General features: G+C 62.5%; 26 protein-coding genes. 16 read left to right on the forward strand and 10 right to left on the reverse strand.

Annotation, left to right across the window (positions count from 1 at the left end; all coding sequences use genetic code 11):
* The first annotated feature begins 36 nt into the window (after positions 1-36).
* Positions 37-717 carry an NnrU family protein gene (locus tag IEW00_RS05570; protein ID WP_188513395.1) on the forward strand — a complete coding sequence of 227 codons (681 nt, stop codon included), beginning with the start codon at positions 37-39 and terminating at the stop codon, positions 715-717.
* A 173-nt stretch (positions 718-890) separates the two neighbouring features.
* Here the strand turns inward: IEW00_RS05570 and IEW00_RS05575 are convergent, their stop codons facing one another.
* Together IEW00_RS05575 and IEW00_RS05580 are read right to left on the reverse strand one after the other, a co-directional pair.
* Positions 891-1,880: an aldo/keto reductase gene (locus IEW00_RS05575; protein WP_188513396.1), complete on the reverse strand. Its 990-nt coding sequence runs from the start codon at positions 1,878-1,880 to the stop codon at positions 891-893.
* A complete protein-coding gene (locus tag IEW00_RS05580) occupies positions 1,877-3,097 on the reverse strand; it encodes a dicarboxylate/amino acid:cation symporter (RefSeq protein WP_188513397.1) in 1,221 nt (406 codons plus the stop codon). Before IEW00_RS05580 ends, IEW00_RS05575 begins: the two co-directional genes overlap by 4 nt.
* A gap of 179 nt (positions 3,098-3,276) precedes the next feature.
* Between IEW00_RS05580 and glmM the strand changes: the two genes are divergently transcribed.
* The 4 genes from glmM (at position 3,277) to IEW00_RS05600 (ending at position 6,923) form a co-directional block, all read left to right on the forward strand.
* The gene (gene glmM / locus IEW00_RS05585; RefSeq protein WP_188513398.1) at positions 3,277-4,620 is read left to right on the forward strand and encodes a phosphoglucosamine mutase; all 1,344 of its coding nucleotides are present in this window, start codon (positions 3,277-3,279) and stop codon (positions 4,618-4,620) included.
* Complete coding sequence (locus IEW00_RS05590; protein WP_188513399.1) at positions 4,620-4,850, forward strand: DUF1272 domain-containing protein; 231 nt, start codon at positions 4,620-4,622, stop codon at positions 4,848-4,850. The genes glmM and IEW00_RS05590 overlap by 1 nt, the downstream gene beginning before the upstream one ends.
* 117 nt (positions 4,851-4,967) lie before the next feature.
* Complete coding sequence (locus IEW00_RS05595; RefSeq protein WP_188513400.1) at positions 4,968-6,188, forward strand: bifunctional hydroxymethylpyrimidine kinase/phosphomethylpyrimidine kinase; 1,221 nt, start codon at positions 4,968-4,970, stop codon at positions 6,186-6,188.
* Between the two features lie 111 nt (positions 6,189-6,299).
* Positions 6,300-6,923, forward strand: coding sequence for a superoxide dismutase (locus IEW00_RS05600; RefSeq protein ID WP_188513401.1), 624 nt, complete (start codon positions 6,300-6,302; stop codon positions 6,921-6,923).
* A gap of 55 nt (positions 6,924-6,978) precedes the next feature.
* Here the strand turns inward: IEW00_RS05600 and IEW00_RS05605 are convergent, their stop codons facing one another.
* The 6 genes from IEW00_RS05605 to IEW00_RS05630 form a co-directional block, all read right to left on the reverse strand.
* Complete coding sequence (locus tag IEW00_RS05605; RefSeq protein ID WP_188513402.1) at positions 6,979-7,632, reverse strand: hypothetical protein; 654 nt, start codon at positions 7,630-7,632, stop codon at positions 6,979-6,981.
* Between the two features lie 214 nt (positions 7,633-7,846).
* Positions 7,847-8,491, reverse strand: coding sequence for an inner membrane-spanning protein YciB (locus IEW00_RS05610; RefSeq protein WP_229736832.1), 645 nt, complete (start codon positions 8,489-8,491; stop codon positions 7,847-7,849).
* Positions 8,488-9,414 carry a signal recognition particle-docking protein FtsY gene (gene ftsY, locus IEW00_RS05615; protein WP_188513403.1) on the reverse strand — a complete coding sequence of 309 codons (927 nt, stop codon included), beginning with the start codon at positions 9,412-9,414 and terminating at the stop codon, positions 8,488-8,490. Before ftsY ends, IEW00_RS05610 begins: the two co-directional genes overlap by 4 nt.
* Positions 9,411-10,859: a tRNA (N(6)-L-threonylcarbamoyladenosine(37)-C(2))-methylthiotransferase MtaB gene (mtaB, locus tag IEW00_RS05620; RefSeq protein WP_188513404.1), complete on the reverse strand. Its 1,449-nt coding sequence runs from the start codon at positions 10,857-10,859 to the stop codon at positions 9,411-9,413. The genes ftsY and mtaB overlap by 4 nt, the downstream gene beginning before the upstream one ends.
* Positions 10,860-10,864: 5 nt before the next feature.
* A complete protein-coding gene (gene dapF, locus IEW00_RS05625; RefSeq protein WP_188513405.1) occupies positions 10,865-11,668 on the reverse strand; it encodes a diaminopimelate epimerase in 804 nt (267 codons plus the stop codon).
* A gap of 70 nt (positions 11,669-11,738) precedes the next feature.
* The gene (locus tag IEW00_RS05630) at positions 11,739-13,343 is read right to left on the reverse strand and encodes a putative bifunctional diguanylate cyclase/phosphodiesterase (protein ID WP_373282606.1); all 1,605 of its coding nucleotides are present in this window, start codon (positions 13,341-13,343) and stop codon (positions 11,739-11,741) included.
* 533 nt (positions 13,344-13,876) lie between these two features.
* On the opposite strand from IEW00_RS05630, the gene ffh reads away from it, so the two are divergent.
* The 11 genes from ffh (at position 13,877) to IEW00_RS05685 (ending at position 22,912) form a co-directional block, all read left to right on the forward strand.
* Complete coding sequence (gene ffh, locus IEW00_RS05635; RefSeq protein WP_188513406.1) at positions 13,877-15,376, forward strand: signal recognition particle protein; 1,500 nt, start codon at positions 13,877-13,879, stop codon at positions 15,374-15,376.
* Between the two features lie 50 nt (positions 15,377-15,426).
* The gene (gene rpsP, locus IEW00_RS05640; protein ID WP_188513407.1) at positions 15,427-15,876 is read left to right on the forward strand and encodes a 30S ribosomal protein S16; all 450 of its coding nucleotides are present in this window, start codon (positions 15,427-15,429) and stop codon (positions 15,874-15,876) included.
* A gap of 96 nt (positions 15,877-15,972) precedes the next feature.
* Positions 15,973-16,446: a ribosome maturation factor RimM gene (rimM, locus tag IEW00_RS05645; RefSeq protein WP_188513408.1), complete on the forward strand. Its 474-nt coding sequence runs from the start codon at positions 15,973-15,975 to the stop codon at positions 16,444-16,446.
* Positions 16,447-16,476: 30 nt separating this feature from the next.
* Positions 16,477-16,752, forward strand: a complete 276-nt coding sequence (locus IEW00_RS05650; protein WP_188513409.1) for a hypothetical protein — start codon at positions 16,477-16,479, stop codon at positions 16,750-16,752.
* Positions 16,749-17,123, forward strand: coding sequence for a type II toxin-antitoxin system VapC family toxin (locus tag IEW00_RS05655; RefSeq protein WP_188513410.1), 375 nt, complete (start codon positions 16,749-16,751; stop codon positions 17,121-17,123). Before IEW00_RS05650 ends, IEW00_RS05655 begins: the two co-directional genes overlap by 4 nt.
* Positions 17,120-17,851: a tRNA (guanosine(37)-N1)-methyltransferase TrmD gene (gene trmD, locus IEW00_RS05660; protein ID WP_188513411.1), complete on the forward strand. Its 732-nt coding sequence runs from the start codon at positions 17,120-17,122 to the stop codon at positions 17,849-17,851. The genes IEW00_RS05655 and trmD overlap by 4 nt, the downstream gene beginning before the upstream one ends.
* 12 nt (positions 17,852-17,863) lie before the next feature.
* On the forward strand, positions 17,864-18,253 hold the full coding sequence (gene rplS / locus IEW00_RS05665) for a 50S ribosomal protein L19 (protein WP_188513412.1): 390 nt from the start codon (positions 17,864-17,866) through the stop codon (positions 18,251-18,253).
* 278 nt (positions 18,254-18,531) lie between these two features.
* Entirely contained in the window at positions 18,532-19,557 is a 1,026-nt protein-coding gene (locus tag IEW00_RS05670; protein ID WP_188513413.1) for an aspartate-semialdehyde dehydrogenase, read from the forward strand.
* A 21-nt stretch (positions 19,558-19,578) separates the two neighbouring features.
* Positions 19,579-20,229, forward strand: a complete 651-nt coding sequence (locus IEW00_RS05675) for a 2-hydroxychromene-2-carboxylate isomerase (RefSeq protein WP_188513414.1) — start codon at positions 19,579-19,581, stop codon at positions 20,227-20,229.
* A complete protein-coding gene (locus IEW00_RS05680) occupies positions 20,226-20,993 on the forward strand; it encodes an alpha/beta fold hydrolase (protein WP_188513415.1) in 768 nt (255 codons plus the stop codon). Before IEW00_RS05675 ends, IEW00_RS05680 begins: the two co-directional genes overlap by 4 nt.
* Positions 20,994-21,070: 77 nt before the next feature.
* Positions 21,071-22,912, forward strand: a complete 1,842-nt coding sequence (locus IEW00_RS05685; protein ID WP_188513416.1) for a M2 family metallopeptidase — start codon at positions 21,071-21,073, stop codon at positions 22,910-22,912.
* A 176-nt stretch (positions 22,913-23,088) separates the two neighbouring features.
* On the opposite strand, the gene IEW00_RS05690 is transcribed toward IEW00_RS05685, so the two are convergent.
* Entirely contained in the window at positions 23,089-23,664 is a 576-nt protein-coding gene (locus tag IEW00_RS05690; RefSeq protein WP_188513417.1) for a hypothetical protein, read from the reverse strand.
* Between the two features lie 176 nt (positions 23,665-23,840).
* On the reverse strand, positions 23,841-25,466 hold the full coding sequence (locus IEW00_RS05695) for a SulP family inorganic anion transporter (RefSeq protein ID WP_188513418.1): 1,626 nt from the start codon (positions 25,464-25,466) through the stop codon (positions 23,841-23,843).
* Between the last annotated feature and the right edge of the window lie 28 nt (positions 25,467-25,494).

The raw sequence follows: 25,494 nt of genomic DNA on the forward strand, positions 1-25,494 counted from the left end.
GCTGCTTGATGTGGCGCGCAAGGGGGAGAGCGGCTGATGCAGGGCTATGCGATGCTGGTGGCAGGGGCCATCGGGTTTGTCGGAAGTCACTTTGCGATGTCGCACCCGCTGCGCGCACCATTGGTGGCCCGGCTGGGTGAAAAAGGCTTCCAGCTGGCCTATATCGTGGTCTCGTTCGCCACCTTGTATCTGATGGTACAGGGCTTCCAGCGGGCGCCGGTCAGCGCGCCATTCTGGCCTGCAGGCGATATAGTGTGGGGGCTGAGCACCGTCTTGATGCTGGTCGCCGCAATCCTGTTTGCCGGATCGTTGATCGGCAACCCGGCGCTTCCGGTGCCCGAGGCAGCCGCGCGCAAGATCGCGGTGAAGGAGCCTGGCGGCGTCTTTCGCATCACGCGACACCCGATGATGTGGAGCTTTGCGCTGTGGGGCATCAGCCATATCCTCGTCGCGCCGCGCATCGATACCTTCATCCTGTGCGGAGCGATCATCATCTTGGCGCTGGTCGGATCGCGGCTGCAGGACCGCAAGAAGTTCATCGTGATGGGCGATGCCTGGCTTCACTGGCAATCCCATACCAGCTTCGTCCCGTTCGGGCGGGGGATCGTGTTCCCGGGCTGGGTGCCGCTGATCGGCGGAACAGTGATCTGGCTCGCCGCACAATGGGCGCACATGCCGCTGGGCGTGGGCGTCGCGGGGATTTTCCGGTGGTGGTGATATGTAAAACCTGCTCTCTTCCCTTCAGGGGAGAGAAGCGAGACTTGGCGGCTTGCCGCTTAGTCGCAGCAGAGAGGGGCCGTACGGCCGAGCATCCCCCTCTCTGCTTCACCTAGCGGGCAAGCCCGCAAGGTTCCGTATCTCTCCCCTAAAGGGGAGAGAGCATTCCGCAGTCAGATCCGCACCATCTTCATCCCCACCTCGCCATACCGCTCCCCTGCCGTCGCATCCCTCGGCGCGGCAGCGTCGAGCGCGTCGAGATCGGCGCTGGTCAGCTTGACCGTCACCGCCGCCATCGAATCCTCGAGTGTCGCGCGGCGCTTGGATCCGGGGATCGGCACCACGTCTTCGCCCTGTGCCAGCAGCCAGGCGAGCGCGATCTGCGCGGGCGAGACGCTGTGCGCGGCAGCGACCGATCGGACCACATCGACGATCGACATGTTGCTGGCGAAATTCTCTTCCGAATATCGCGGATCGTTGAGCCGGTAATCGCCCTCGGGAAGATCGGACCGCTGAGTGATCTGCCCGGTCAGAAATCCGCGCCCCAGCGGGCTGTAGGGGACGAAGCCGATCCCCAGATCCTGGCACATCGGCAGGATCTCGTTCTCGACGCCGCGTTCCCAAAGCGAGTACTCCGATTGCAGCGCGGCGATCGGATGGGTGGCATGCGCGCGGCGGATATTGTCAGCTCCTGCCTCCGACAGGCCCAGAAAGCGCACCTTGCCCTCTTCGACCAGCCGCGCCATCGCGCCGACGGTTTCCTCGATCGGCACGGCAGGATCGACGCGGTGCTGGTAATACAGATCGATGGTGTCGACCCCGAGCCGCTTCAAGGAGCCTTCGCAGGCACGGCGGATGTTGTCGGGCGAAGAATCGACGCCGGTCACCTTGCCGTCCTCAAAGCGGAAGCCGAACTTGGTCGCAATGACCAGCCGTTCGCGGCGGCCGCGGATCGCCTGGCCGAGCAGCTCTTCGTTGACATACGGGCCATAGACCTCGGCGGTGTCGAAGAAGGTGACTCCCAGCTCCATCGCGCGTTCAAGCGTGGCGATGGACTCGCGATGGTCGGCCTTGCCGTACATGTTGCTGCCGATGCCGGCCATCGGCATGCAGCCGAGGCCTAGGGCGGAAACTTCCAGTCCGCCGAGCTTGCGATAGATCATTGCGTATCTCCTTCGGCGCGGGCGATCGTGGTGGTGACCGCCATGTCCATCGTTACGTTGCCCAACGTGCGCATGATATCGGGAAACACCTCGATCGCCAACAAAAGCGCCAGCGGTTCGATCGGCACGCCCATCGCAAAGCAGATCGGGGCGATGGCGCTGATGAAGCTGATCGATCCGGGGAGCGAGACCGATCCCATCGTGGTGATGGCCGCAGCTGCAAACCCGGCGGCGAGCGCGACAGGCCCCAGTTCGATCCCCATCAGATGGGCAACGTACACCGCGACCGCCATGTTCATCGCAGGGCCGGTGGCGCGGAACAAGGCGACCGCGATGGGCAGGACGACATCTGCGGTGCGTTCGCCCACCCCCAGGCTGCGAACGCCGGTCAGCATCGTTGGCAGCGAGGCGAGCGAGGATTGCGTCGAGATCGCTACCGCCTGCGCGGGAATAGACGCGCGCAGGAACGAAGGCGGGCTGATCCGACCGCCAATGGCGGCAAGCGCGAAAGCACTGAACCAGATTACCGATCCGACACTGATCACGATCAGAACATAATGTCCCAGTGCGCCGAACGCCGCGCCGCCTGCGCGCGATCCGACCACCAGCCCAAGCGCGAACACGCCGATCGGGGCGAGCAACAGGACCCAGCCAATCAGGATGATCATCGCATCGCCAACCGCGCCAAAAAAGCCCTGCACCGGCATCCGACGGTCGGCGGGCAGGCGCGTCAACGCAAACGCGAAGGCGAGCGTGAAGATGATCAGCGGCAGGATGGCATCGTTGGCAGCGGCTGCGACCGGGTTGGTCGGCACCAGCGCCCGCAGGAACTCGGTGAACGGCGGCACGTCGCCCGGAGGCTCTGCGCTCGACAGTGCGCCCTGCAGCGCGATGCGCGCGGCTTCGGGCAGCGGAAACGCGCTGAGCAAGGCAGGGGTGAGCAGCGCTGCCATGGCCGCAGAGGCCCAGAGCAGCACGATCATCGTGCCGATCGCACGGACGGTCAGCCGCCCCGCGCTCGCCATCTCGGCGGTGCGCAGGATGCCGGTGATCAGCAGCGCAACCACCAGCGGGATCACCGTCATCTGCAAGCCGCGCAGCCACAGCGATCCGATGACATCGGCCGCATCGACCACGCCTGGCGCGCCGTTGCCGATCGCGATCCCGATCGAGATGCCGATGATGAGGGCACCCAGCACCAGCAGTGTTTTGAGCATGTTTCAGCGGTTCCTTCGGATGAAAAATCTGCTCACAGGGGCATGATTATCATCGGTGCAGTTCGTAATGTGTTTAGTGTCTGTCGGTAAACGCTCGCAACCATAGATGCGCGGGGATGGCTGGCGAGTGGCAACGCAATAGGGTACTTGCCAAACGCTGCAAACGGAGAAAAGCATTCGTGACACGCAAGTTTTTCGGCACCGACGGTATCCGCGGACGCACCAACACCGGTTATATGACCGCAGCAATGGCGATGGCTGTCGGCCAGGCGGCAGGCGAACATTTCCTGCGAGGCACGCACAAGCACCGCGTTGTCATCGGCAAGGACACAAGGCTGTCGGGCTATATGATGGAAAACGCGCTGGTCGCGGGCTTCACCAGCGTGGGCATGGATGTGGTGCTGGTCGGCCCGATGCCGACGCCCGCGGTCGCCATGCTGGCGCGATCGATGCGCGCGGACCTTGGCGTAATGATCTCTGCCAGCCACAACCCTTACGAGGACAACGGCATCAAGCTGTTCGGCCCCGATGGCTTCAAGCTGTCGGATGAGGATGAACTGCGGATCGAGGCGCTGCTCGAAGCCGGCGCGCCCAAGCTCGCCGCGTCCGCCGCGATCGGCCGTGCCCGCCGGATCGAGGATGCGCGCGGACGATACATCCACGCGGTCAAGGAATCGCTGCCCGACCGGGTGCGGCTCGATGGCCTCAAGATCGTGATCGATTGCGCCAATGGCGCAGCCTATCAGGTCGCACCATCGGCGTTCTGGGAGCTGGGCGCGGAGGTGATCGCGATTGGCGTGACCCCCAATGGCCTCAACATCAACGACCGTGTCGGCTCGACCCATGTCGAGACGTTGCAGGAGCGCGTCGTCGCCTCGGGCGCGGATATCGGCATCGCGCTCGATGGCGATGCCGACCGGCTGATCGTGGTCGATGAAAAGGGCCGGGTTGTCGATGGCGACCAGATCATGGCGCTGATCGGCGCAAGCTGGGCGCGGCAGGGTCGGCTGCGCGGCGGCGGCGTGGTCGCCACGGTGATGTCCAACCTGGGGCTGGAACGCTATCTGCAGGCGCAGGGGCTCGAGCTGATCCGTACCAAGGTCGGCGACCGCTATGTGCTGGGCGCAATGCGCGCAGGGGGATACAATGTCGGCGGCGAGCAATCGGGCCACATGATCCTGCTCGACCATGCCACCACCGGCGATGGCACGGTCGCCGCGCTGCAGGTGCTGGCCGAACTGGTCCGCGAGGGCAAGCCGGCAAGCGAGCTGCTGCATCTGTTCGATCCGGTTCCGCAACTGCTCAAGAATGTGCGCTTTTCCGGCGGCAAGCCTTTGGAAAACCCGCGCGTGCAGCAAGTGATTGCCGATGCCGATGCGGAGCTTGTCGGGCGCGGGCGGCTGGTCATCCGGCCTTCGGGTACCGAGCCGGTGATCCGGGTGATGGCGGAGGGCGATGATGCCGCACAGGTCGAGGCGGTAGTCGATCGCATCTGCGCGGTGATTGGCGAGGTAACCGCCTGATGCTCGAGATGCGCCCCGATTGCGAACGCTGCGGCGCGGACACCCCGCCTGAGGCCCCCGGCGCGTTCATTTGCTCGTTCGAATGCACATTCTGCGCCGAATGCAGCGAGGAGCTCGACGACCGATGCCCCAATTGCGGCGGTGAACTGGTCGACCGTCCGGTGCGGGCAAAGAAGTTGCTCGCGAAGTTTCCGGGATCGAGCGTGCGGAAATTTACCCAGCATGGGTAAGGTGTTGGTCACCCCCTTCCGTTTTCCGGCGAAAGCCGGAATCCAGAGGCGAGATGGCATAATCCGACTCCTGGACTCCGGCTTTCGCCGGAGAACGAAAGAGGGAGTGGTATGAATATGGCCGCGCGTATCCTCACCATCGCAGGCTCGGACTCCGGGGGAGGCGCGGGGATCCAAGCGGACATCAAGACCATCACCATGCTGGGCGGCCATGCGATGACCGCTATCACCGCGATCACCGCACAGAACTCGCGCGGGGTCGATGCGGTGCAGGTGCTCAGCGCCGACATGGTGATCGCTCAGATCGACGCGGTGGCGCACGACTTCGGGCTCGATGCAATCAAGATCGGCATGCTCGGCTCGCCGCAGATCGCCGAGGCGCTGGCCGACTGGCTGACCGATCCTTCATCGTCATTCCCGCGAACGCGGGAATCCCGCTTTGGCGCCGAGGCCGAGCAGGAGCGGGATGCCCGCGTTCGCGGGAATGACGGAATACCTGTCATCTTCGATCCCGTGATGATTGCATCGAGCGGCGCGGTGCTTGCTGATCAGGCCACCATCGCGGCATTCAAGCGGTTGATGGCGTGTGCCACGCTCGTCACGCCGAACCTTCCCGAGCTGGAAGCGCTGGGCGGGGAAGGGGCGGTGCTGGAACTGGCCCCCGCATTGCTGATCAAGGGTGGGCACGCAGGCGGCGACACGGTCACCGACCGGCTGGTCACTCGCAAGGCCGAGCCCATGCACTGGAGCGATCCGCGCATCGCCAGCCCGCACAGCCACGGCACCGGCTGCACGCTATCGAGCGCGATCGCGACGTTGCTGGGGCAGGGCGTGCCGCTCGATCAGGCGGTCGAGCGCGCGCGTGTCTTCGTCCGGCTCGCACTGCGCGATGCGCCCCCGATCGTCGCCAGCAACGGCCCGATGGGGCACCAGAACGTCCGCAATGATGCGATTGCGCCGGGCTGGCACCTCAACCAGATCACATTGGCCGCGATCGATTATGCCGCCTCGGTGACCTTCTACCGCACGCTGGGCCTGACCCAGATCGTCGACAGCCCGGCCAACGGCTATGCCCGGTTCGAAGCGGACAACGGCGCGACGCTTTCGATCCATGTCGGCGAAGGCTCCGGCGGCACGGTCACCTATCTCGAATGCGCCGATCTCGACGCGCGCGTCTCCGCGCTGGCATCCGAAGGCTTGGCATTCGACCAGGTGCCGCAGGATGAGAGCTGGGGCTGGCGCGAGGCAAGGCTGTGCGACCCGGCTGGCAACGTCATCTGCCTCTATTTCGGCGGCGAGAACCGGCGCTACCCACCCTGGCGGATCGCAACCGAATGATCCGCACCCCCTAAATGCTGCAACCCCGCATGCATTGACCCTTTACCAACGCAGGCAATTGCCCATATGCGTTGCGGCAACAGACCACATGTTCCCAAACAGGAGATACTTATGGCTTTCGTCCTTCCCGCACTTCCCTTCGACAAGACCGCATTTGGCGATATCATGTCAGCTGAAACCTTCGATTATCACCACGGCAAGCACCACAATGCCTATGTCGGCAAGGCGAACGACATGGTGAAGGGCACCGACCTCGAAGGCGCGAGCCTCTCGAAGGTCATCGTCGCCGCGAAAGACAAGGGCAATAAGGGCCTGTTCAACAACGCTGCGCAGATCTGGAACCACACCTTCTTCTGGCATTGCCTCAGCCCCGATCAACAGACCATCCCCGGCTCGCTCGAAGAGCGCATCAATGCTGACTTCGGTTCGGTTGCCGAAATGAAGGACAAGTTGAAGACCGAAGCCGTCGGCCATTTCGGCAGCGGCTGGGCATGGCTGGTGCTCAACGGCGACAAGCTGGAAATCACCTCGCTGCACGATGCAGATTCACCCGTCGCGCACGATGGCATGAAGCCGCTGCTGACGCTCGATGTGTGGGAACACGCCTATTACATCGACTATCGCAACGCGCGTCCTGACTATCTTTCGACTGTGCTCGACAAGGCGATCAACTGGGAATTCGTCGCGCAGAACCTCGACGGCAAGGGCACTGATCGGGCTGATCAGGAAGGCTGATTCTGAACAGTTTTGCGCCCCGTTCTCTGGTTAGCGCCGGGGAACGGGGTGTTCCTCAATAATGGTGCTCCTGCCCGCCAGAAGTTTGCGCCTGCAGCCGGCAGTTTGCGAGGCTCGCATCGGCGCAATGGCCGAGCGTCGCGATGGATGCCCGCTCGCCATCGGCCATCGCTTGTCCGATGATCACCTCGACGGCTGCGTTTCCAATACGTTTGGCGGTCTCCAGCGCAGCACTGGGGGTCAGCATGACATCCATGTCGGATGATGGTCCATAGACATGGACCGCCATACCTTCTGGATCTGCTTGGCAAGGCTGTTCGTGCACTTCGGTGGACAGCCCGGTTGGATCTGCCATACGCAGGATCCACTCGCGCGCATATTTCATTGAAGCGAATATCTGCGTGTCAGGCTCTTTGAGGTGACGGGCGTGCAGGCGGGATGCGCCGAACGACGAGACCACGGCTATCCGTTCGGGCCGCAAATCGCCCAGACGCGCTTCCATTCGGCGCAATGCCCATGCCACGTTGCGTTCCTGCGGCCAGGTTGCGCCGATATCGACGATCAGTCCCCTGGGTTTGCCGGAGAGCTGCAACTGGTAGAGTTCCTGGCGAAATACGATTTCGTGCGCGGCGACGGTGGCCAGAGACCATTCGCCCGTCCGCGTCACGGTTAGCATCGGGATTTCGGGCTCGGTGGTGAAGCTGAACATGGCGGCTCTCCTCTTATCGCGGGAGCACTCCACAGTCTCTCAGCCAGCGCTTAGCAAGTCGGGGCGCGGTGGTACCTTTGCATAACCTAACCTGGGTTAAGAAACGATGTGCATCGGGCCCAGTTGATTTGGCGGGGGGCGTCCATTCATAGCCAACCGTCCAGCCGGTCCCCTGCCTGCGCAGGGGACCGGGGAATAGCTGTACGGCGGAGTATTACTGCCCCTTCGCCCCCTCAATCGCAAGGCCGTGCTTCATCAGCATCGGGATCTGGCTCATCGCGAAGAGGAACGACAGCGCGGTGACGCCCCAAACCTTGACGGTCAGCCATGTCTCGAACGTCAGGCCATAGCGCAGGCCTTCGTTGATCAGCGCCATCACGGCGAAGAACAGCCCCCAGTTGCGTGACAGTTTCATCCAGCCGGTCTCGTTGAGGCCGTCATACGCCGCTTGCAGCAGATAGCGCAGCAGCGGGCGGCCGGTGGACCAGCCACCCAGCAGCAGGACGGCGAACGCGGTGTAGATGATCGTCGGCTTAATCTGGATGAAGCTTTCGTCGTTGAAATACACCGTCAGCGCGCCGAAGCCGACGACGAGCACCGCAGACAGCCAAAGCATCGGCGAGACGCGGCCCAGTTTCCATTTCGATACCGCGACCGCAATAAGGATTGCCGCCATGAACGCCAGCGTGCCGTTGATCGCGGCGCGGGTGGAGGCAAGCGCTGCGCCGTCGCTCTGGGTCAGCTTGAACACCGCAAAGAAGATCAGCAGCGGACCAAAATCGAGCAGCAGCGGCAGCAGGCTGCCTTCCGATTTCTTGGGGGCGACGACTTCGTTCGCGCCGGGCATTTCTTCGCTCATTTTGCTCCTCCGGCGATCACATGCGCCAGATATTCGGGGTCAAAGGGACGCAGGTCGTCGATGGTTTCACCCACGCCGATCGCATGAATGGGCAGACCGAACTTTTCTGCAGCCGCGACAAGAATGCCGCCGCGGGCGGTCCCGTCGAGCTTGGTCATCACAAGACCTGTAACGCCTGCCACCTCCTTGAAGGTTTCGATCTGCGACAGGGCGTTCTGTCCGTTGGTTGCATCGAGCACCAGCACGACATCGTGCGGCGATGCAGGGTTGAGGCGGCCAAGGACGCGGCGGATCTTGGAGAGCTCGTCCATCAGCTCGCGCTTGTTCTGCAGGCGGCCTGCGGTGTCGACGATCAGCACGTCGATGCCGGTCGCGGTCGCCTGCTTGACCGCATCGAACACGATTCCCGCCGCATCGCCGCCTTCCTTGCCGCTGATGATCGGGATGCCGAGACGCTCGGCCCAGATCTTGAGCTGGCCGATCGCGGCAGCACGGAAGGTATCGCCTGCTGCCAGCATCACACCGTAATCCTGCTCCTGGAACAGATGCGCCAGCTTGGCGATGGTGGTGGTCTTGCCCGATCCGTTGACGCCGATCACCAGAATTACCTGCGGTCGGGGGAAGGCAATGATGTCGAGCGGTTCGGCGACGGTGCGCAGCGACTTGGCGATTTCTTCGCCGACGATTTCGCGCAAACCGTCTTCGTCAAGCCCGCGCTCGAAACGTCCTTCGGAAAGGCGCGCGCGCACCTTGCCCGCCATCTGCGGGCCAAGGTCGCTGACGATCAGCGCTTCCTCGATCTCGTCGAGCTGGTCCTCGTCAAGCCGCGACTTGGTGACCAGCCCGGTGATGTTCTGGGTCAGCTTGTCCGACGTCTTGCGAAAGCCGCCCATCAGCCGCTCGCTCCAGCTGCCCTCGCTCATGTATCAATCTCCGCTGTCAGCGTATCGCCGTCCTGGCCCGTGATGGTCACTGGCACGATCTTGCCGATATGGGAAGGATCGGGCCCGTGACTATCCGGCGGCAAAGCGATGCGCACAAAATTTTCGCCATGGCCGGTACGCCCGTCGCGCTCGACCAGCAGGTTCTGCCGGGTGCCGACCAGCGATTGCCGCCAGCGTGTGGCGCGCGACTGCGCTGCGCTGCGCATCTCGGCGGCGCGGGCCTTGACCAACGCGCGGTCGAGCTGCGGCATGCGTGCGGCAGGGGTGCCGGTGCGGGGCGAGAAGGGGAAGATATGGCCGTGCACGACATCGCAGGCATCGAGGATCGAAAGGTTCTGCGCGTGCATGGCGGCATCCTCGGTCGGAAAGCCCGCGATCAGGTCCGCACCGATCGCGATCTCCGGCCGCTTCGCCTTCATCCGGTCGACCAGTGCGATAGCCTGCGCGCGGGAATGGCGACGCTTCATCCGCTTGAGGATCATGTCGTCGCCCGATTGCAGCGAGAGGTGCACGTGCGGCATGATCCGCGGCTCGCCGGTGATCAGATCGAACAAGCGGTCGTCCACCTCGACCCCATCGAGCGAGGACAGGCGCAGCCGCCGGAGCGCCGGTGCGAACTTCAGGATGCGTTCGATCAGCATGCCCAGCGTGGGTGCTCCGGGCAGGTCGGGGCCATAGCTGGTGACATCGACCCCGGTCAGAACGACCTCCTGATAGCCGCGATCGACCAGCGCGCGCACCGCATCGACCACCGCGCCAGCGGGCACCGAGCGGCTGTTTCCGCGACCATAAGGGATGATGCAGAAGGTGCAGCGATGGTCGCAGCCGTTCTGCACCTCGACAAACGCACGGGCATGTTCGGCAAAGCTGGTGACCATGTGCGGCGCGGTCTGACGCACGGCCATGATGTCGGAGACGTGGACCTTCTGGATTTCGCGCTCAAATCCACCCCCGTTTGTCCCGAGCCCTTCGACTGGCTGGAAAGCCAGCCACTCAGGGTAAACTTCCCGGCTCTGCCGGGAAGTCGAGGGACGTGTTGTGCAAGGTCCCTCGACTTCGCTCGGGACAAACGGAGGGGGCGTACCCAGATCATTGAGGGGAGTATGCAGGAATGATCCCGCCCTCAACTTCTCGACATTCCCCAGCACCCGGTCCACCTCGGGCATGGCGGCGAACATCGCAGGGTCGGTCTGCGCCGCGCACCCGGTGACGATCACCTGCGCGTCTGGCCTCGCCTTGCGCGCCTTGCGGATCGCCTGCCGGGTCTGGCGCACCGCCTCGTTGGTGACCGCGCAGCTGTTGATCACGATCACGTCGTCACGCCCAGCGAGCAGCCCGCGCATCGCCTCGCCCTCGGCAATGTTGAGGCGGCAGCCCATCGAGACGATCTCGGGGCCGGTCGCTGGCGGTTCAGTTGCGGGCATCGGCGTCAGAAGTCGATCTCACCGGTAAAGACATGCGTGGTCGGCCCGGTCATCGACACGTTGCTGCCGGGCTGCCAGTCGATCGTGAGCGTCCCGCCGGGAAGATGGACCGGCACCGGTCCGCTGACCAGCTTGCGGCGGATTGCGGCGACGGCTGTCGCGCAGGCTCCGGTGCCGCAGGCGAGCGTCAGACCCGCACCGCGTTCCCAGACGCGCAGATGCAGGCCATCATCGGCCATATGCGCAATGTTGACGTTGACGCGTTCGGGGAACAGCGGGTCATGCTCGATCAACGGTCCAAGCCGTTCGAGATCGACCGCTGCGCCATCGTCGACAAAAAAGATCACGTGCGGATTGCCCATGCTCACTGCGGCAGGATCGGTCAGATCCTCCCAGCCGACAGGCAGATGCACGGTGTCCATCGGGTAGGCAAGCGGGAGCGCATCCCACTCCAACCCCGGCAGCCCCATGTCGATGGTCACCGCGCCATCACCCAGCGTGCCGCGCAGCAGCCCCGCGCCGGTTTCAATCAGCACATCGCGCCCTGCGAGCGCGACAACGCACCGTGTCGCATTGCCACACGCGCTGACTTCGCTGCCATCGTGGTTGAAGATCTGCATCGCCATGTCGGCAGTGCTTGAGGCGGGGGCAGGCCGCATCACGATCAACTGATCGCAGCCGATGCCCAGATGCCGGTCGGCCAGCGCGCGGACCTGCTCTGCGCTCAGCGACAGATCGTGCTCGCGGCAATCGAAAATGACGAAGTCATTGCCGAGACCGTGCATCTTGTGAAAACGGTGGTGCGCCATGGCCGCGCTTTAGACGCTGAGCGCTGGCTTGAGAAGAGCCAACGGGCCAAGAGCAGCAACCGCGCGGCGCTTATTCGCCCAGCGCGACGCGACGCTGCGGCTCGGTGAGCCCGAACAGATCGTCATGCGGCTCGCTGTTGTCTTCAATGCGTGGTTGGACCGGGTGATTCAGCATGTTGCGATCAGCCAGCAGACGGCGTGCCTGTTCGACCGAGAGCGGCTGGCCAAAATGGAAGCCCTGACCCTTGGCACAGCCGATCGCGGTCAGATGCGCGATTAGATCGCCATCCTCGATGCCCTCGGCAGTGATCGGCAGTCCCATGGACTCGCCCAGCATCGCGATGGTCTGGACGATGGCGCGGCTTTCCTTGCTCTCGTTCATCGAGGTGATGAAGCTGCGGTCGATCTTGATCCGGTCGAACGGCAGCGCGCGCAGATGCGCGAGCGAGCTGTAGCCGGTGCCGAAATCGTCGAGCGCGACACGCACGCCCTGGTTCTTCAGGCTGCCGATGATCGATTGGGCAAGGCCGATATTTTCGAACAGGCAGCTTTCGGTGATCTCGATTTCCAGCCGGCTGGCGGGAAATCCGGTTTCGACGAGCAGTTTGACGATCTTTTGCGCCAGCCAGGGATCGCGCAACTGCACCGGCGAGATGTTGACTGAGATCGTCAGGCTCGGGTCCCAGTTGCGCGCATCTTCCATTGCCTGGCGGATGACACAGGCAGACAGGTCGCCGATCATGCCGGTGTCTTCGGCAATGGGGATGAAGACATCGGGCGCGATCTGGCCCAGCTCGGGAGAATTCCAGCGCGCGAGCACTTCAAAACCGATCAAGGTTCCCGATGCCAGATCGATCTGCTGCTCGTAATAGGGCACGAATTCGCCGCGACTGATGCCGACGCGCATTCCCGATTCGATCTTGTTGCGGAACTGAACTTCGCTTTCCATCCGCGGATCGAACCAGCAATAGCGGTTGCGGCCGTGTTTCTTGCTCGCATACATTGCAATGTCGGCGCGGCGCATCAGCACATCAAGGCTGTTGTCGCACAGGTCGGCGCGGGCAACGCCGATCGAGGCGGTGACGGTGAGCTCAGCATCACCGTTGATCGCGGGGCCGATAATCGGATGGCTGACCTGCTCGATCATGTCCTCGGCTACGCGTTGCACGGTCTCGGGGAAGTCGGCGTCGAAAATGAATGTGCAGGCAAACTCGTCGCCACCCAGCCGCGCAACATGGCTGTTGGGGGGCATCGTCGCCTTCAGTCGGCGGGCGACCTCAACCAGCACCTTGTCGCCAGCATCATGGCCCTGAATGTCGTTGATGTTCTTGAAGTTGTCGAGATCGAGCATCAGGTACGCCACCGTCATCTCGCGACGCGCAGCTTGCGCGATGAGGCTGGCGGTCGCCTCGCCGATCGCGCGGCGGTTGAGGCATCCGGTCAGCGGGTCGGTGACGGCAAGCGTCTTGGCCTGTTCTTCGGCCTGCTTGTGATGCGCGATCTCCTCGTTGAGTTCGCTGTAGCGCCGCCATGCAAAGATGATCAGTGCGATATTGAGCAGCAATGCGGTGACTGCGACGTTATCGGGGGACACCGCAAGCCCGTTGAACCGCCTCATCACGTTCGGCATCACGCTGCCGGCGGTGCCGACGAACATCAGAATGGCTGCGGTCATGATGCCGCCAGCAATGAAATCACGACCCTGCACCGCTCGGTCAGCCAAGGCCTCCGTGCGGCTTGCAATCGCGGGATCGGTTTTGAAGTTTCGCACCAGCAGTCCCCCCAACCGGCTTGGAGCATCCGGTTGAATACGGAAGGAAGGTAGGTTGCGAGCGTTAAAAGAACGTTTACGCGTCGGGGGGGTGGCAATCGGGGTCACCAGCAATTCCGCGGGACACGATGGTAAATGTCAACTTAAGCGTGCCGCCAGGGTTTGAAAGCTGGGAAGGGGATATCAGGGCAGGGGTTGCAACCGGCCGATGGTTGCGCTAATGGCCTGGCCAGCTTTGCACACCCGATTGTGCGACGGCACCCAGTCCAGCCGCTGAAACCGCTTTGCCGGTCCATGCGCGCGCCGGTCGGCGAGGTTTCGCCCACCGGCGTTTTGTGCATTTTTGCACAAGGCCGGAGCGAGGGCAACTTGATCGGGGCAGAACTTGATCGGGACGGTTTGGCGAGCCATGTGGGCGGGCAGAAGGAGAAGCGGATATGTTCGATAATCTGACTGATCGCCTTGGCGGCGTGTTCGACAAGCTGCGTGGCCGTGGCGCGCTGAAGGAAGAGGACGTCCGCGCCGCGATGCGCGAGGTTCGCATCGCGTTGCTCGAAGCCGATGTCGCGCTGCCCGTTGTCCGCGATTTCGTCAATACCGTCACCGAAAAGGCCGTGGGCCAGTCGGTGCTCAGATCGGTGGCGCCGGGCCAGCAGGTCGTCAAGATCGTCAACGACGCGCTCACCGAGATGCTGGGCTCCGAAGCCAGCGACCTCGATCTGGCCGTAGCCCCGCCTGCCGTCATCATGATGGTCGGTCTGCAGGGCTCGGGCAAGACCACCAGCACCGCCAAGATCGCCAAGCTGCTCAAGGAAAAGCACGGCAAGAAGGTCATGATGGCCTCGCTCGACGTGCAGCGTCCAGCCGCTCAAGAGCAGCTCAAGGTGCTCGGTGAGCAGATAAGCGTCGCCACGCTGCCGATCGTCGCGGGCCAGATGCCCGTCGATATCGCGCGGCGTGCGCTGCAATCGGCCAAGCTGCAGTCGTTCGACGTCGTAATGCTCGATACTGCAGGTCGTCTGCATGTTGACCAGCAGCTGATGGAAGAGATGAAGGCGGTCGCCACCGAGGCGACTCCGCGCGAAATCCTGCTCGTCGTCGATTCGCTGACCGGTCAGGACGCGGTCAACGTCGCGCAGAACTTCTCCGAGCAGGTGCCGCTCACCGGCGTCGTGCTGACCCGCATGGATGGCGATGCGCGCGGCGGCGCCGCGCTTTCGATGCGTGCGGTCACCGGCCGCCCGATCAAGTTCGTCGGCATGGGCGAGAAGATGGACGCGATCGAGCCGTTCCATCCCGGCCGTGTCGCAGGCCGCATCCTGGGCATGGGCGATGTCGTCAGCCTGGTCGAAAAGGCCGCGGCGACGGTCGAGAAGGAAGACGCCGACAAGCTTGCCGCCAAGATGTCCAAGGGTCAGTTCGACATGAACGACCTGCGCACCCAGCTTCGTCAGATGACCAAGATGGGCGGCATCGGCGCGCTGGCAGGCATGATGCCGGGCATGAAAAAGGCCAAGGCCGCGATGAGCGCCAGCGGCGTCGAGGACAAGGTCCTCGTGCACATGGATGCCATCATCGGCTCGATGACCCCCAAGGAACGCGAAAAGCCTGCGCTGCTCAACGCCAAGCGCAAGATCCGCGTCGCCAAGGGATCGGGCACCACCGTTCAGGACGTCAACCGGGTGCTCAAGATGCACCAGGAGATGGAAGGCGCGATGAAGAAGATCCGCAAGATGGGCGGTCTCAAGGGGCTGGCCGCAATGTTCGGCGGCGGCGGTGGTGCTGGCGGAATGGGTGGTCTGGGCGGCGGCAAGATGCCCAGCGAGGACGATATCGCAGGGCTCTTGGGCGGCGGTGGCGGCAAGGGCATCGGCGGCGGGCTTTCGGGCCTGCCCAACGGGCTTCCGCCGGGCTTTCAGAATTTCAAGAAAAAGTAATTTAATTTCAATTATATAAGACTATATATTCTCAGAAAGGTAAGGTTCAAATGTCTATTTCAATGCGTCTGTCGCGCGGCGGTTCCAAGAAGCGCCCGTATTACAAGATCGTCGTCGCCAACAGCCGCGCGCCGCGCGATGGCAAGTATCTTGAGCAGATCGGCATCTACAACCCGCTGCTCGCCAAGGATTCGGGCGAGCGCGTCAAGATCAACGAAGAGCGCGCCAAGCACTGGCTGTCGGTCGGCGCACAGCCCACCGATCGCGTTGCCCGTTTCCTCGACGTTGCCGGCATCAAGGAGCGCAAGGCTTCGGTAAACCCCAAGAAGGGCGAACCCGGCGAAAAGGCCAAGGAACGCGCTGAAGAAAAGGCAACCAAGATCGCTGAAGCTGAAGAAGCTGCCCGCGCTGCCGAAGAAGCCAAGAACGCACCGGCCGAAGAGCCTGCTGCCGAAGAAGCACCCGCTGAAGAAGCCGCTGCTGAACCGGCCGAAGGCTGAATTGTTGCACCTCACCCCTCCCGCTTGCGGGAGGGGCAGGTTCAGCAACGCTGAACCGGGGTGGGCACGAATGAACGCTCTGTCGAAGGCGCCTTTATGTCTGACCGCCCGATAACCCTCGCCGTCATCGTCGGCGCGCATGGCATCACCGGCGAAGTGCGCCTCAAGCTGTTCGGCTCGGGCCTCGACGGGGTAAAAGCGCACAAGAGCTTCAACAACGGCGCACTGACGCTCAAGACGTTGCGCCCGCAAAAGGACCTCGGCATCGCGCGCTTTGCCGAGATCGCCGACCGCAACGCCGCTGAAGCTGCACGCGGCACCGAACTCACCGTGCCCAGGTCCGCACTCCCGCCCCTGGGCGAGGGCGAATACTACCACGCCGACGTGGTGGGGCTTCCGGTGGTCTCCGAAACCGGCGAACCGCTCGGCACCGTGCGCGCCATCGAGGATTTCAACGCAGGCGACCTGCTCGATATCGTCAAGCCTGACGGCAAGGCCTTCATGGTTCCCGTCGCCGCCGCCGATATCGGTGAGGACCGCATTGCGATTGACCCTGTCTGGGCCGAATAGTATATACATCGCGTATATACGGAGGCTGATATGGGCAAGGAATACCGCGCAAAGAGCTTCAAGTCGGGCAACTCAGTCGCCATCCGCATGCCCGCGGCGCTGGGAATAGAGCCGGATCGCGAATGGACCATCGTCGAGCAGAACGGCGAGTATGTCGTTCGCGAAATTGGTGCGCCAAGGCGCAAGTTCAATATCGAAAAGGTCGCAGGGTCGGCGACGAACCTAAAGCCGATCAAGCCCGAGGACAGGCTGTTTGAAGAGCGACCACTACGGTGGGATTTGCTGAGCAGCAAAGACGACGCATGAAATACCTGCTCGACAGTAACATCATCATCGCCCTTACCATGAACGCAGATGATCGTGTGGTTCGTCGTGCCGGAGAGTGTTTTGAGGGTGACATCGTCACTTCCGCCATCGCCATCGCGGAGGTTGCGCTTGGTTCGGTGCGGGGGAAGCCCCCTGGATTTGCTCAGCTGGAAGCATTTCTGGAGGAAGTGCCGCTTTTGGATTTCGATCTCGCTGCTGCTCGCGTCTATGCGGATCTGCCGTTCAAGCGTCGTAGCTATGACCGCCTGATTGCTGCACAGGCATTGTCCCAGAATCTGATCATGGTCACCGACAATGAGAAGGATTTCGCTGACATCCCCGGCCTCAAGGTCGAGAACTGGACCCAATGACCTTCGCAGCCCAGATCCTTACCCTCTACCCCGAGATGTTCCCCGGACCGCTTGGCCACAGCATTGCCGGGCGTGCGCTGGCCGAGGGGCGCTGGTCGCTCGAGGCTATCCAGATCCGCGATTTTGCCACCGACAAGCACCGCAGCGTCGATGACACGCCCGCAGGCGGTGGGGCGGGAATGGTGCTCCGCGCCGATGTGCTGGCGAGCGCGGTCGATCATGCGCTCGAACGCTCGCCGAACGCGCCCGTCATCGCGATGACACCGCGCGGCGCTCCGCTGACCCAGGGTCGCGTGCGGCAGCTTGCCGACGGTCCCGGTGTCACCATCCTGTGCGGGCGATTCGAGGGGTTCGACGAGCGGCTGTTCGAGGCGCGGCCGATCGAGGAGATTTCGATCGGCGATTACGTGCTTTCGGGCGGAGAAACCGGGGCTTTGGTGATGCTTGATGCTTGCGTTCGGCTGCTCCCCGATGTAATGGGCGCCTCTTCCAGCGGAGACGAAGAATCGTTCGAGAACGGTTTGCTCGAATATCCGCACTACACCCGACCTCAAATCTGGGAAGGGCGTGCGATCCCCGAAGTGCTGCGATCGGGGGATCACGCGAGAATCCGGGCATGGCGTGACAGCCAGGCTGCGGAGATAACACGGCTAAGGCGGCCGGATCTTTGGGAGCGCCATGGGGGCACTCCGGATCAGTCGCCCTCTGGTGCGCGGCGAAAAAGATAGGACAAAGGTCACATGAACCTCATCCAGACGCTCGAAGCAGAAGCTATCGAGGCATTCAAGGCTACCAAGACCATCCCCGAATTCCGCGCTGGCGATACCCTGCGGGTCGGCGTTCGCGTCGTCGAAGGCGACCGTACCCGTATTCAGAATTACGAAGGCGTGTGCATTGCACGTTCGAACCGGGGCCTCGGCTCCAACTTCACCGTGCGCAAGATTTCGTTCGGTGAAGGCGTCGAGCGCGTATTCCCGCTCTATTCGCCCAACATCGATTCGATCACCGTGGTGCGCCGCGGCGTGGTGCGTCGTGCGAAGCTCTATTACCTGCGTGGCCTGACCGGCAAACGCGCACGTATTGCAGAGCGCCGCGACAACCGTCCCGCCAAGGGCAGCACCGAAGCCTGATCGTTCGCGACAGACTTTGATCTAGCAAAAGGGCGGTCTGCAAAGGCCGCCCTTTTTCGTTGTTGTCCGGTCCATTCGCAGATCCGGCGCTCGCTGCCCGGGTCGCGACGGGCGGAATATTCTGCGAACTCTTTGCATTCATATGGGTGCTTTGTTTCGTAAGCTGCAGCTGATGCGCAACAATGTCTTCACACTGCCGCATCATCGCCACTCGCAGCTTGTATTGCCGGGGCTGAGCCGCTAGGCGCCCCGGTGCATTGCACTGAAGGAATTGATCCGTGGGTTATCGAGTAGTCGTTGTCGGCGCGACCGGAAATGTCGGTCGCGAAATGCTGGCCATCCTGGCGGAGCGCGAATTCCCGATTGATGAAATCGCTGCTGTCGCGTCTTCGCGCTCGACCGGCACCACGGTCGAGTTCGGCGACACCGGCAAGATGATCAAGGTGCAGAACATCGAGCACTTCGATTTCACCGGCTGGGACATGGCGCTGTTTGCCGCAGGGTCTGCCGCGACCAAGATCTACGCCCCCAAAGCGGCCTCTCAGGGCTGCGTGGTGATTGATAACAGCTCGCTCTATCGCATGGAGCCCGATGTTCCGCTGATCGTTCCCGAAGTGAACCCCGATGCGATCGACGGCTACAAGGCGCGCAACATCATCGCCAACCCCAATTGCTCGACCGCGCAGCTGGTCGTAGCGCTCAAGCCGCTGCACGATGCCGCGACGATCAAGCGCGTCGTCGTTTCGACCTACCAGTCGGTATCGGGTGCAGGCAAGGAAGGCATGGACGAGCTTTTCGAGCAGTCGCGCAACATCTTCGTCGGCGACAGCGCCGAGGCGAAGAAGTTCACCAAGCAGATCGCCTTCAACGTCATTCCGCATATCGATGTCTTCCTCGACGATGGTTCGACCAAGGAAGAGTGGAAGATGGTGGTCGAGACCAAGAAGATCCTCGACCCCAAGATCAAGCTGACTGCGACCTGCGTGCGCGTGCCGGTGTTCGTCGGCCATTCCGAGGCGGTGAATATCGAGTTCGAGAATGAGCTGAGCGCCGAAGACGCGCAGAAGATCCTGCGCGAGGCGCCTGGCATCATGCTGGTCGACAAGCGCGAGGACGGCGGATACGTGACGCCGGTCGAATGCGTCGGCGATGGCGCGACCTATATCAGCCGGGTGCGTGATGACAGCACGGTCGAGAACGGCATCTCCTTGTGGTGCGTGTCTGACAACCTGCGTAAGGGCGCTGCCCTGAACGCGGTGCAGATCGCCGAACTGCTGGGCAGAAGGCATTTGAAAAAGGGCTGACCTTATGTCACTGTCAATGTCATGACATTGACAGCCGACATCTTCTGGTCGTTTCGATCGCCCTACAGCTATCTGGCGACCCGCCGGTATCGTGCGCTCGCCGAGCGGTATGATCTGACGCTCAATCTGCGTCCGGTCTATCCGCTCGCTGTGCGTCAGCCGGATTTCTTCGAGAAGAACCATCCCAGCTGGCTGCGTTACACGCTGACCGATGTGTTCCGGCTGGCCCAGTATCTGGATATTCCGTTCGGATCACCGCGCCCCGATCCGATCGTTCAGGACATGGCGACCCGCACGATCGCGGCGGAACAGCCCTATATCTTTCGGATCACCCGGATGGGGCAGGCGGCGTCACGCGCCGGCAAAAGCCTTGCCTTTTGCGACGAGGTTTCGCGGTTGATCTGGGGCGGGGCCACCAACTGGCATGAGGGCGACCACCTGGCACAAGCCGCCGAGCGAGCCGGACTGGATCTCGCCGTGCTCGATGCCATCGCATTGGCAGAAGCCGGAACGCTGGATGCGGAGATCGCCGCCAACCAGGAAGCGCTCGAGATGGCGGGCCATTGGGGCGTGCCGACCCTGGTGTTCGAGGGTGAGCCGTTTTTCGGTCAGGATCGGATCGATCTTGCCATCTGGCGCATGGAGCAGGCTGGCCTTAAAGAGCGGGGATGACCGCAACAGCCCCCAGCATCACCACGACCCGCATCCGCTCGTTCGACGGCACGCAGTTGGCCGTCCACGAAACCGGCGAGGGCAGGGCGCTGTTGCTGCTGCACGGGCTGTTTTCGAGCGCAGAGACCAACTGGATCAAGTTCGGCCATGCTGCAAAGTTGGCGCAGGCAGGTTTCCGCGTGATCATGCCCGATCTGCGCGCGCATGGGCAGAGCGCCGCGCCGCATGATCCGGCCGCCTATCCGCGCGATGTGCTGGTTGATGATGCACTGTCGCTGATCGAGACCTTGGGGCTCGATGATTTCGATCTTGGCGGATTCTCGCTGGGCGCAAGGACCACGGCCAAGCTGCTGGGTGCAGGCGCGACGCCGCGCAAGGCGATCCTGGCCGGCATGGGCTGGGAAGGGTTGACCGGCTGGGGGCGGCGGCGCGATTTCTTCGTCACCGCGATCCACCGGCGCGACGAGGTCAAGCGCGGCGACCCGCATTTCATGGCGGTGGCTTTCATGAAAACGCAGGGGATCGATCCGGTGGCGGCCAGGCTGCTGCTCGACAGCTTTGGCGATGTCGATACCGATGCGCTGGTGGCACGCGATGTCCCGGTGCTGGTGGTCTGCGGCGCCGACGATTCCGACAACGGTTCGGCGCCCGAACTCGCGCGGCAGCTCGGCAATGCCACCTATCGCGAGATCAAGGGCACCCACATGTCGAGCGTGCTAGAACCCTCTCTGGCCGAAGAGATGGTTTCATTTCTCACGGCTTGACCGGGAGCCAGCCAGGCCACATCATCCCCGCCATAAGAACGCGCCGAAACGTTGCGCAAATTAGGGGTTAGCCTGACATGAAACGTCTCCCATCCATCGTCTCGATCATCGCGCTCGCCGGGGCAGCATGCTCGGTGCCCGCCTTTGCCGACGACGCTGTGCAGCAGAGCGTACCGGCCAAGCCGACCGCTGCGGACGCCGAGGCTTTCGTGACTGCGGCCGAGAAGGAGATGTACGATTACATCATCTCCGCCAGCCGGGTGTTCTGGGTCAACGCGACCTACCTGACCGATGATACCAATGCGCTGGCTGCCGAAACCGGCGCCAAGGGCACCGAGATGCAGGTACGGTTCGCGCTCGAGGCAGCCAAGTACACCAATGTCGCAGGCCTCAGCGATGAGACCCGGCGCAAGCTCGACAAATTGCGCGGCGGGATCGTTCTGCCTGCGCCAACCACTGAAGGCGCGGCGACCGAGCTCAACACCATCGCGACCAACCTGCAGTCGATCTACGGCAAGGGCAGGGGTACGCTCGCTGGCAAGCCGGTCAACGGATCGGACATCGAAGCCGCGATGGGAGACAGCCGCGACCCTGATCAGCTCAAGGAGATGTGGGCCAGCTGGCACGACAATGTCGGCGCGCCAATGAAGGATGACTACGCGCGAATGGTCGAGATCGCCAACCAAGGCGCACGTGAGCTGGGATTCAAGAATGTCGGCGCGATGTGGCGCTCGCAATATGACATGAGCGCGGACGAGTTCGCCGCACTGACCGAAAAGCTCTGGCAGCAGGTCAAGCCGCTGTACGATGATCTGCACTGCTACACCCGCACCAAGCTCAACGAGAAGTACGGCGATGCGGTGCAGGCCAAGACCGGTCCGATCCGCGCCGATCTGCTCGGCAACATGTGGGCGCAGGAATGGGGCAATATCTATGAGGTCGTCGCGCCCGAGGGGGCGGGCGATATCGGTTATGATGTCACCGAGCTGCTCAAGGCCAACCAATATGATCCGCTGAAGATGGTCAAGGGCGGCGAGGCATTCTTCTCCTCGCTGGGCTTCGCGCCATTGCCCGAGACGTTCTGGCAGCGCTCGCAGTTCGTCAAGCCCGCCGATCGCGAAGTGATCTGCCACGCGTCGGCCTGGGATGTCGATAACAAGGACGATATCCGCATCAAGATGTGCATCAAGGTGAATGCCGACGACTTCACCACGATCCATCACGAACTGGGGCACAATTATTACCAGCGTGCCTACAATAAGCAGGATACGCTGCATCTCGATGGCGCCAATGATGGCTTCCACGAGGCGATCGGCGACATGGTGGCGCTGTCGATCACCCCTGATTATCTCGTCGAGATCGGTCTGCTCGACAAGGCCAAGGTGCCCGGTGCCGACAAGGATCTGGGTCTGCTGCTGCGGCAGGGGATGGACAAGCTTGCGTTCCTGCCGTTCGGCCTGCTCGTTGATCGCTGGCGTTGGGGGGTGTTCGATGGCAGCATTAAGCCTTCCGGCTACAACGACGCGTGGACCGTGCTGCGCTTGCAGTATCAGGGCATTACTCCGCCGGTCGAGCGCCCGGACGATGCTTTTGACGCAGGCGCCAAATATCATATTCCGGGGAACACGCCTTACACACGCTATTTCCTCGCGCGCATTCTGCAGTTCCAGTTCTACAAGGCGGCGTGCGATATCGCGGGATGGACCGGACCGCTCCACCGCTGCACATTCTATGGCAACAAAGAGGTCGGCAACCGGCTCAATGCGATGCTGGAGATGGGGGCATCCAAGCCTTGGCCCGATGCGCTCGAGGCCTTCACCGGATCGCGCGAGATGGACGGAACCGCAATGGTCGAATATTTTGCGCCGCTTCAGACCTGGCTCAAGGAACAGAACAAGGGCAAGCAGTGCGGCTGGTGAGCGGCGCTGCTTGCCCTTGGTGAAGATCTGCGAGACCGTTTAAAGGCCCCGAACATGATGGGGCCTGCTTTCCTGAAGCGGGGGGCGCCTCTTGCTGGAAAACAGGCCCCGAGGCACCACGCATGAGGGAATCGCACGCGGTACCTATCTTGGGACGTTGATCAACGCGGGGTTGATCAAAGCGTATCGTATGGCTCTCCCGCTGCTCCGGTGGTCGATGGGACGACAGTCGGATCGACGTAGTCGCTGTTTTCATCAGCGGGGGGCACAGTGTCGGTCGTGGTCTTGCGGCTCAACGCGATCGCAGCGGCGATAAGCGCAACGCCACCAACCGCAAGGCCGATCGCAATCGCAGGGTGCGCACGTGCCTGTTCGGCCGCGTACTTGCCATTCTGGTTGACCTTCTCGGAAAGCTCGCGCGCAGCGATGCTCAGCCGTTCGGATGCATCATGCGCAAATTCTTCCGCCTTTTCACGCAACGGGCCCATTTCAGTGGTCAGCGCCTTGGCGTTGTCCGAGAGCATCGATGCAGCGGCATTGGCGTTGCGGCGCGCGAGATCCGATGCGATACGCGCATTTTCCGAAAGCACTTCGCCTGCCAGCTTGGCGGTTTCAGTGGCCTTCGCACGCAGTTCTTCGCGGTTCTCGTTGACCGTTGCAAAGGCGCTCGACGCTTCGGTGCGGGCACGTTCGGCGAGGTTCAGCGCATCTTCCTTGATGCGGGCAGCAGCAGTTTTGATGGCGTCGCTCATAATAATCTCCTTGGGTTCATCGGATGGGTTACCAATCCGTTGATGGAGGCATTACGCTGCCACTCGGCAAATGTTCCCTGGCGAACGACATAACCACCGCAGATTTCGATGGCGGGATACGAAAAGGCCGCCGGATTGCTCCGACGGCCTTTTTCACTTGGGTTGATCGGGTTCGATCAGGCAGCCGGCTCAAGCACCGGCGGGGCTTTTTTTGGCCCGTCTCCCGGTTGATCGGGGCCGTTGCTGCCCTCGTCCTGCATCTTCTGATAAGGCGAGGCGTAACGGTCGCGCAGGTCCTTCCATTCCATGACCATCGTTCCGCCGGTCGCATTGTGCTGCTTTTCCCAGGCGCCCAGCATGTCGAGGCATGCGTGGTCGATATGGTCGAGATGTTCGACGTGCACATGCACCGCCCGACCCGACTTCACCGTCTCGAGCACGCTAGCGAGGCGAGGGATCGAGAAGAACGTTGCCGATCCGTGGAGGAACACATCGGTGCGGTTGGCCATTTCGTTGTCTTCAAGATCCACCCGAACGTGGGTGAAGGTGTAGACGACCTTGGCCGTCGCCAGCACGAACCCGATGATCACGCCGGTCAGCAGATCGAAAACCACGATGCCCAGCAGCGTCGAGAAATAGATGACCAGTTCGACACGGCCATAGGTGGCGATTTTCTTGATCTGCGCAATGTTGACCAGCTTGTAACCGGTATAGACCAGGATCGCGGCGAGCGCGGAGGTTGGGATCAACGCCAGCAGCCAGGGCAGTGCAACCACAGTCCCCAGGATCCAGACGCCGTGCATGATGGCCGAAAGCCGCGTCTTGCCGCCAGCCTGAACGTTGGCAGACGAACGCACGATCACGCCGGTCATCGGCAGCGCGCCAACCGAACCGCACAGCATGTTGCCGATGCCCTGTGCCCGCAGTTCTTTGTCGTACTTGGTACGGGGCCCGGTGTGCATCTGATCGACCGCCGTGGCGCAAAGCAATGTTTCGGCACTGGCTACAAAGGCGAAGACAACGCCAAGCAGGATGATGTCCATCGCCAGACCACGCTGCAGCGCTTCCATCGTGGGGATGTTGAGCGAGGCAACGATGTTGTCGGGAACGACCACGCGGTTGATGTCGAACCCGGCAAGACCGGCGACTAACGTTCCGACGATCACCGCAATCAGCGGGGCAGGGACCATGGCCAGCGACTTGGGCTTGAACTGGTTCCAGATCAGGATCGCAGCGATCGTCGCGACGCCCACCATGGCGGCGAGATGATGGCTGTCCATCGCCATCGGGAACACCGCCTTGTAGATCGCTTCAGGGATCGAAAGCAGATTTTCAAGACCGCTGCCGCGCGGGCTGTCGTCGATCATCACATGGAACTGCGACCCGAGGATCAGCACGCCGATGCCAGCGAGCATCCCGTGGATGACCGAAGGCGAAATCGCGCGGAACCACTGGCCCAGACGGGCAACGCCTGCGAGCAGCTGGAGTGCACCAGCGATGAAGCCGACAACACCCATCATGATCAGCCCGTGTTCGCTGACCAGCTGGTAGCACAACACGGCAAGGCCAGCGGCAGGGCCGCTGACCTGCAGCGGTGACCCTGCCAGCGAACCAACGACGAGGCCGCCGATGATGCCGGTGATCAGACCCAGGGCAGGTGGCGCTCCCGACGCGATGGCAACGCCAAGGCACAGCGGCAATGCCACCAGAAACACGACGACAGAGGCGAGCAGGTCTTGCGGCCAGCTCTTCTTCATCGTCTCGAATTCGCCCAACGGGGCTGTAGTCGCAGTCATCTTCATGCTCCTGGGGACAGGGAGGTTATGCTTA

It is taken from the genome of Blastomonas aquatica (genome assembly GCF_014639875.1).
Taxonomy (GTDB): domain Bacteria; phylum Pseudomonadota; class Alphaproteobacteria; order Sphingomonadales; family Sphingomonadaceae; genus Blastomonas; species Blastomonas aquatica.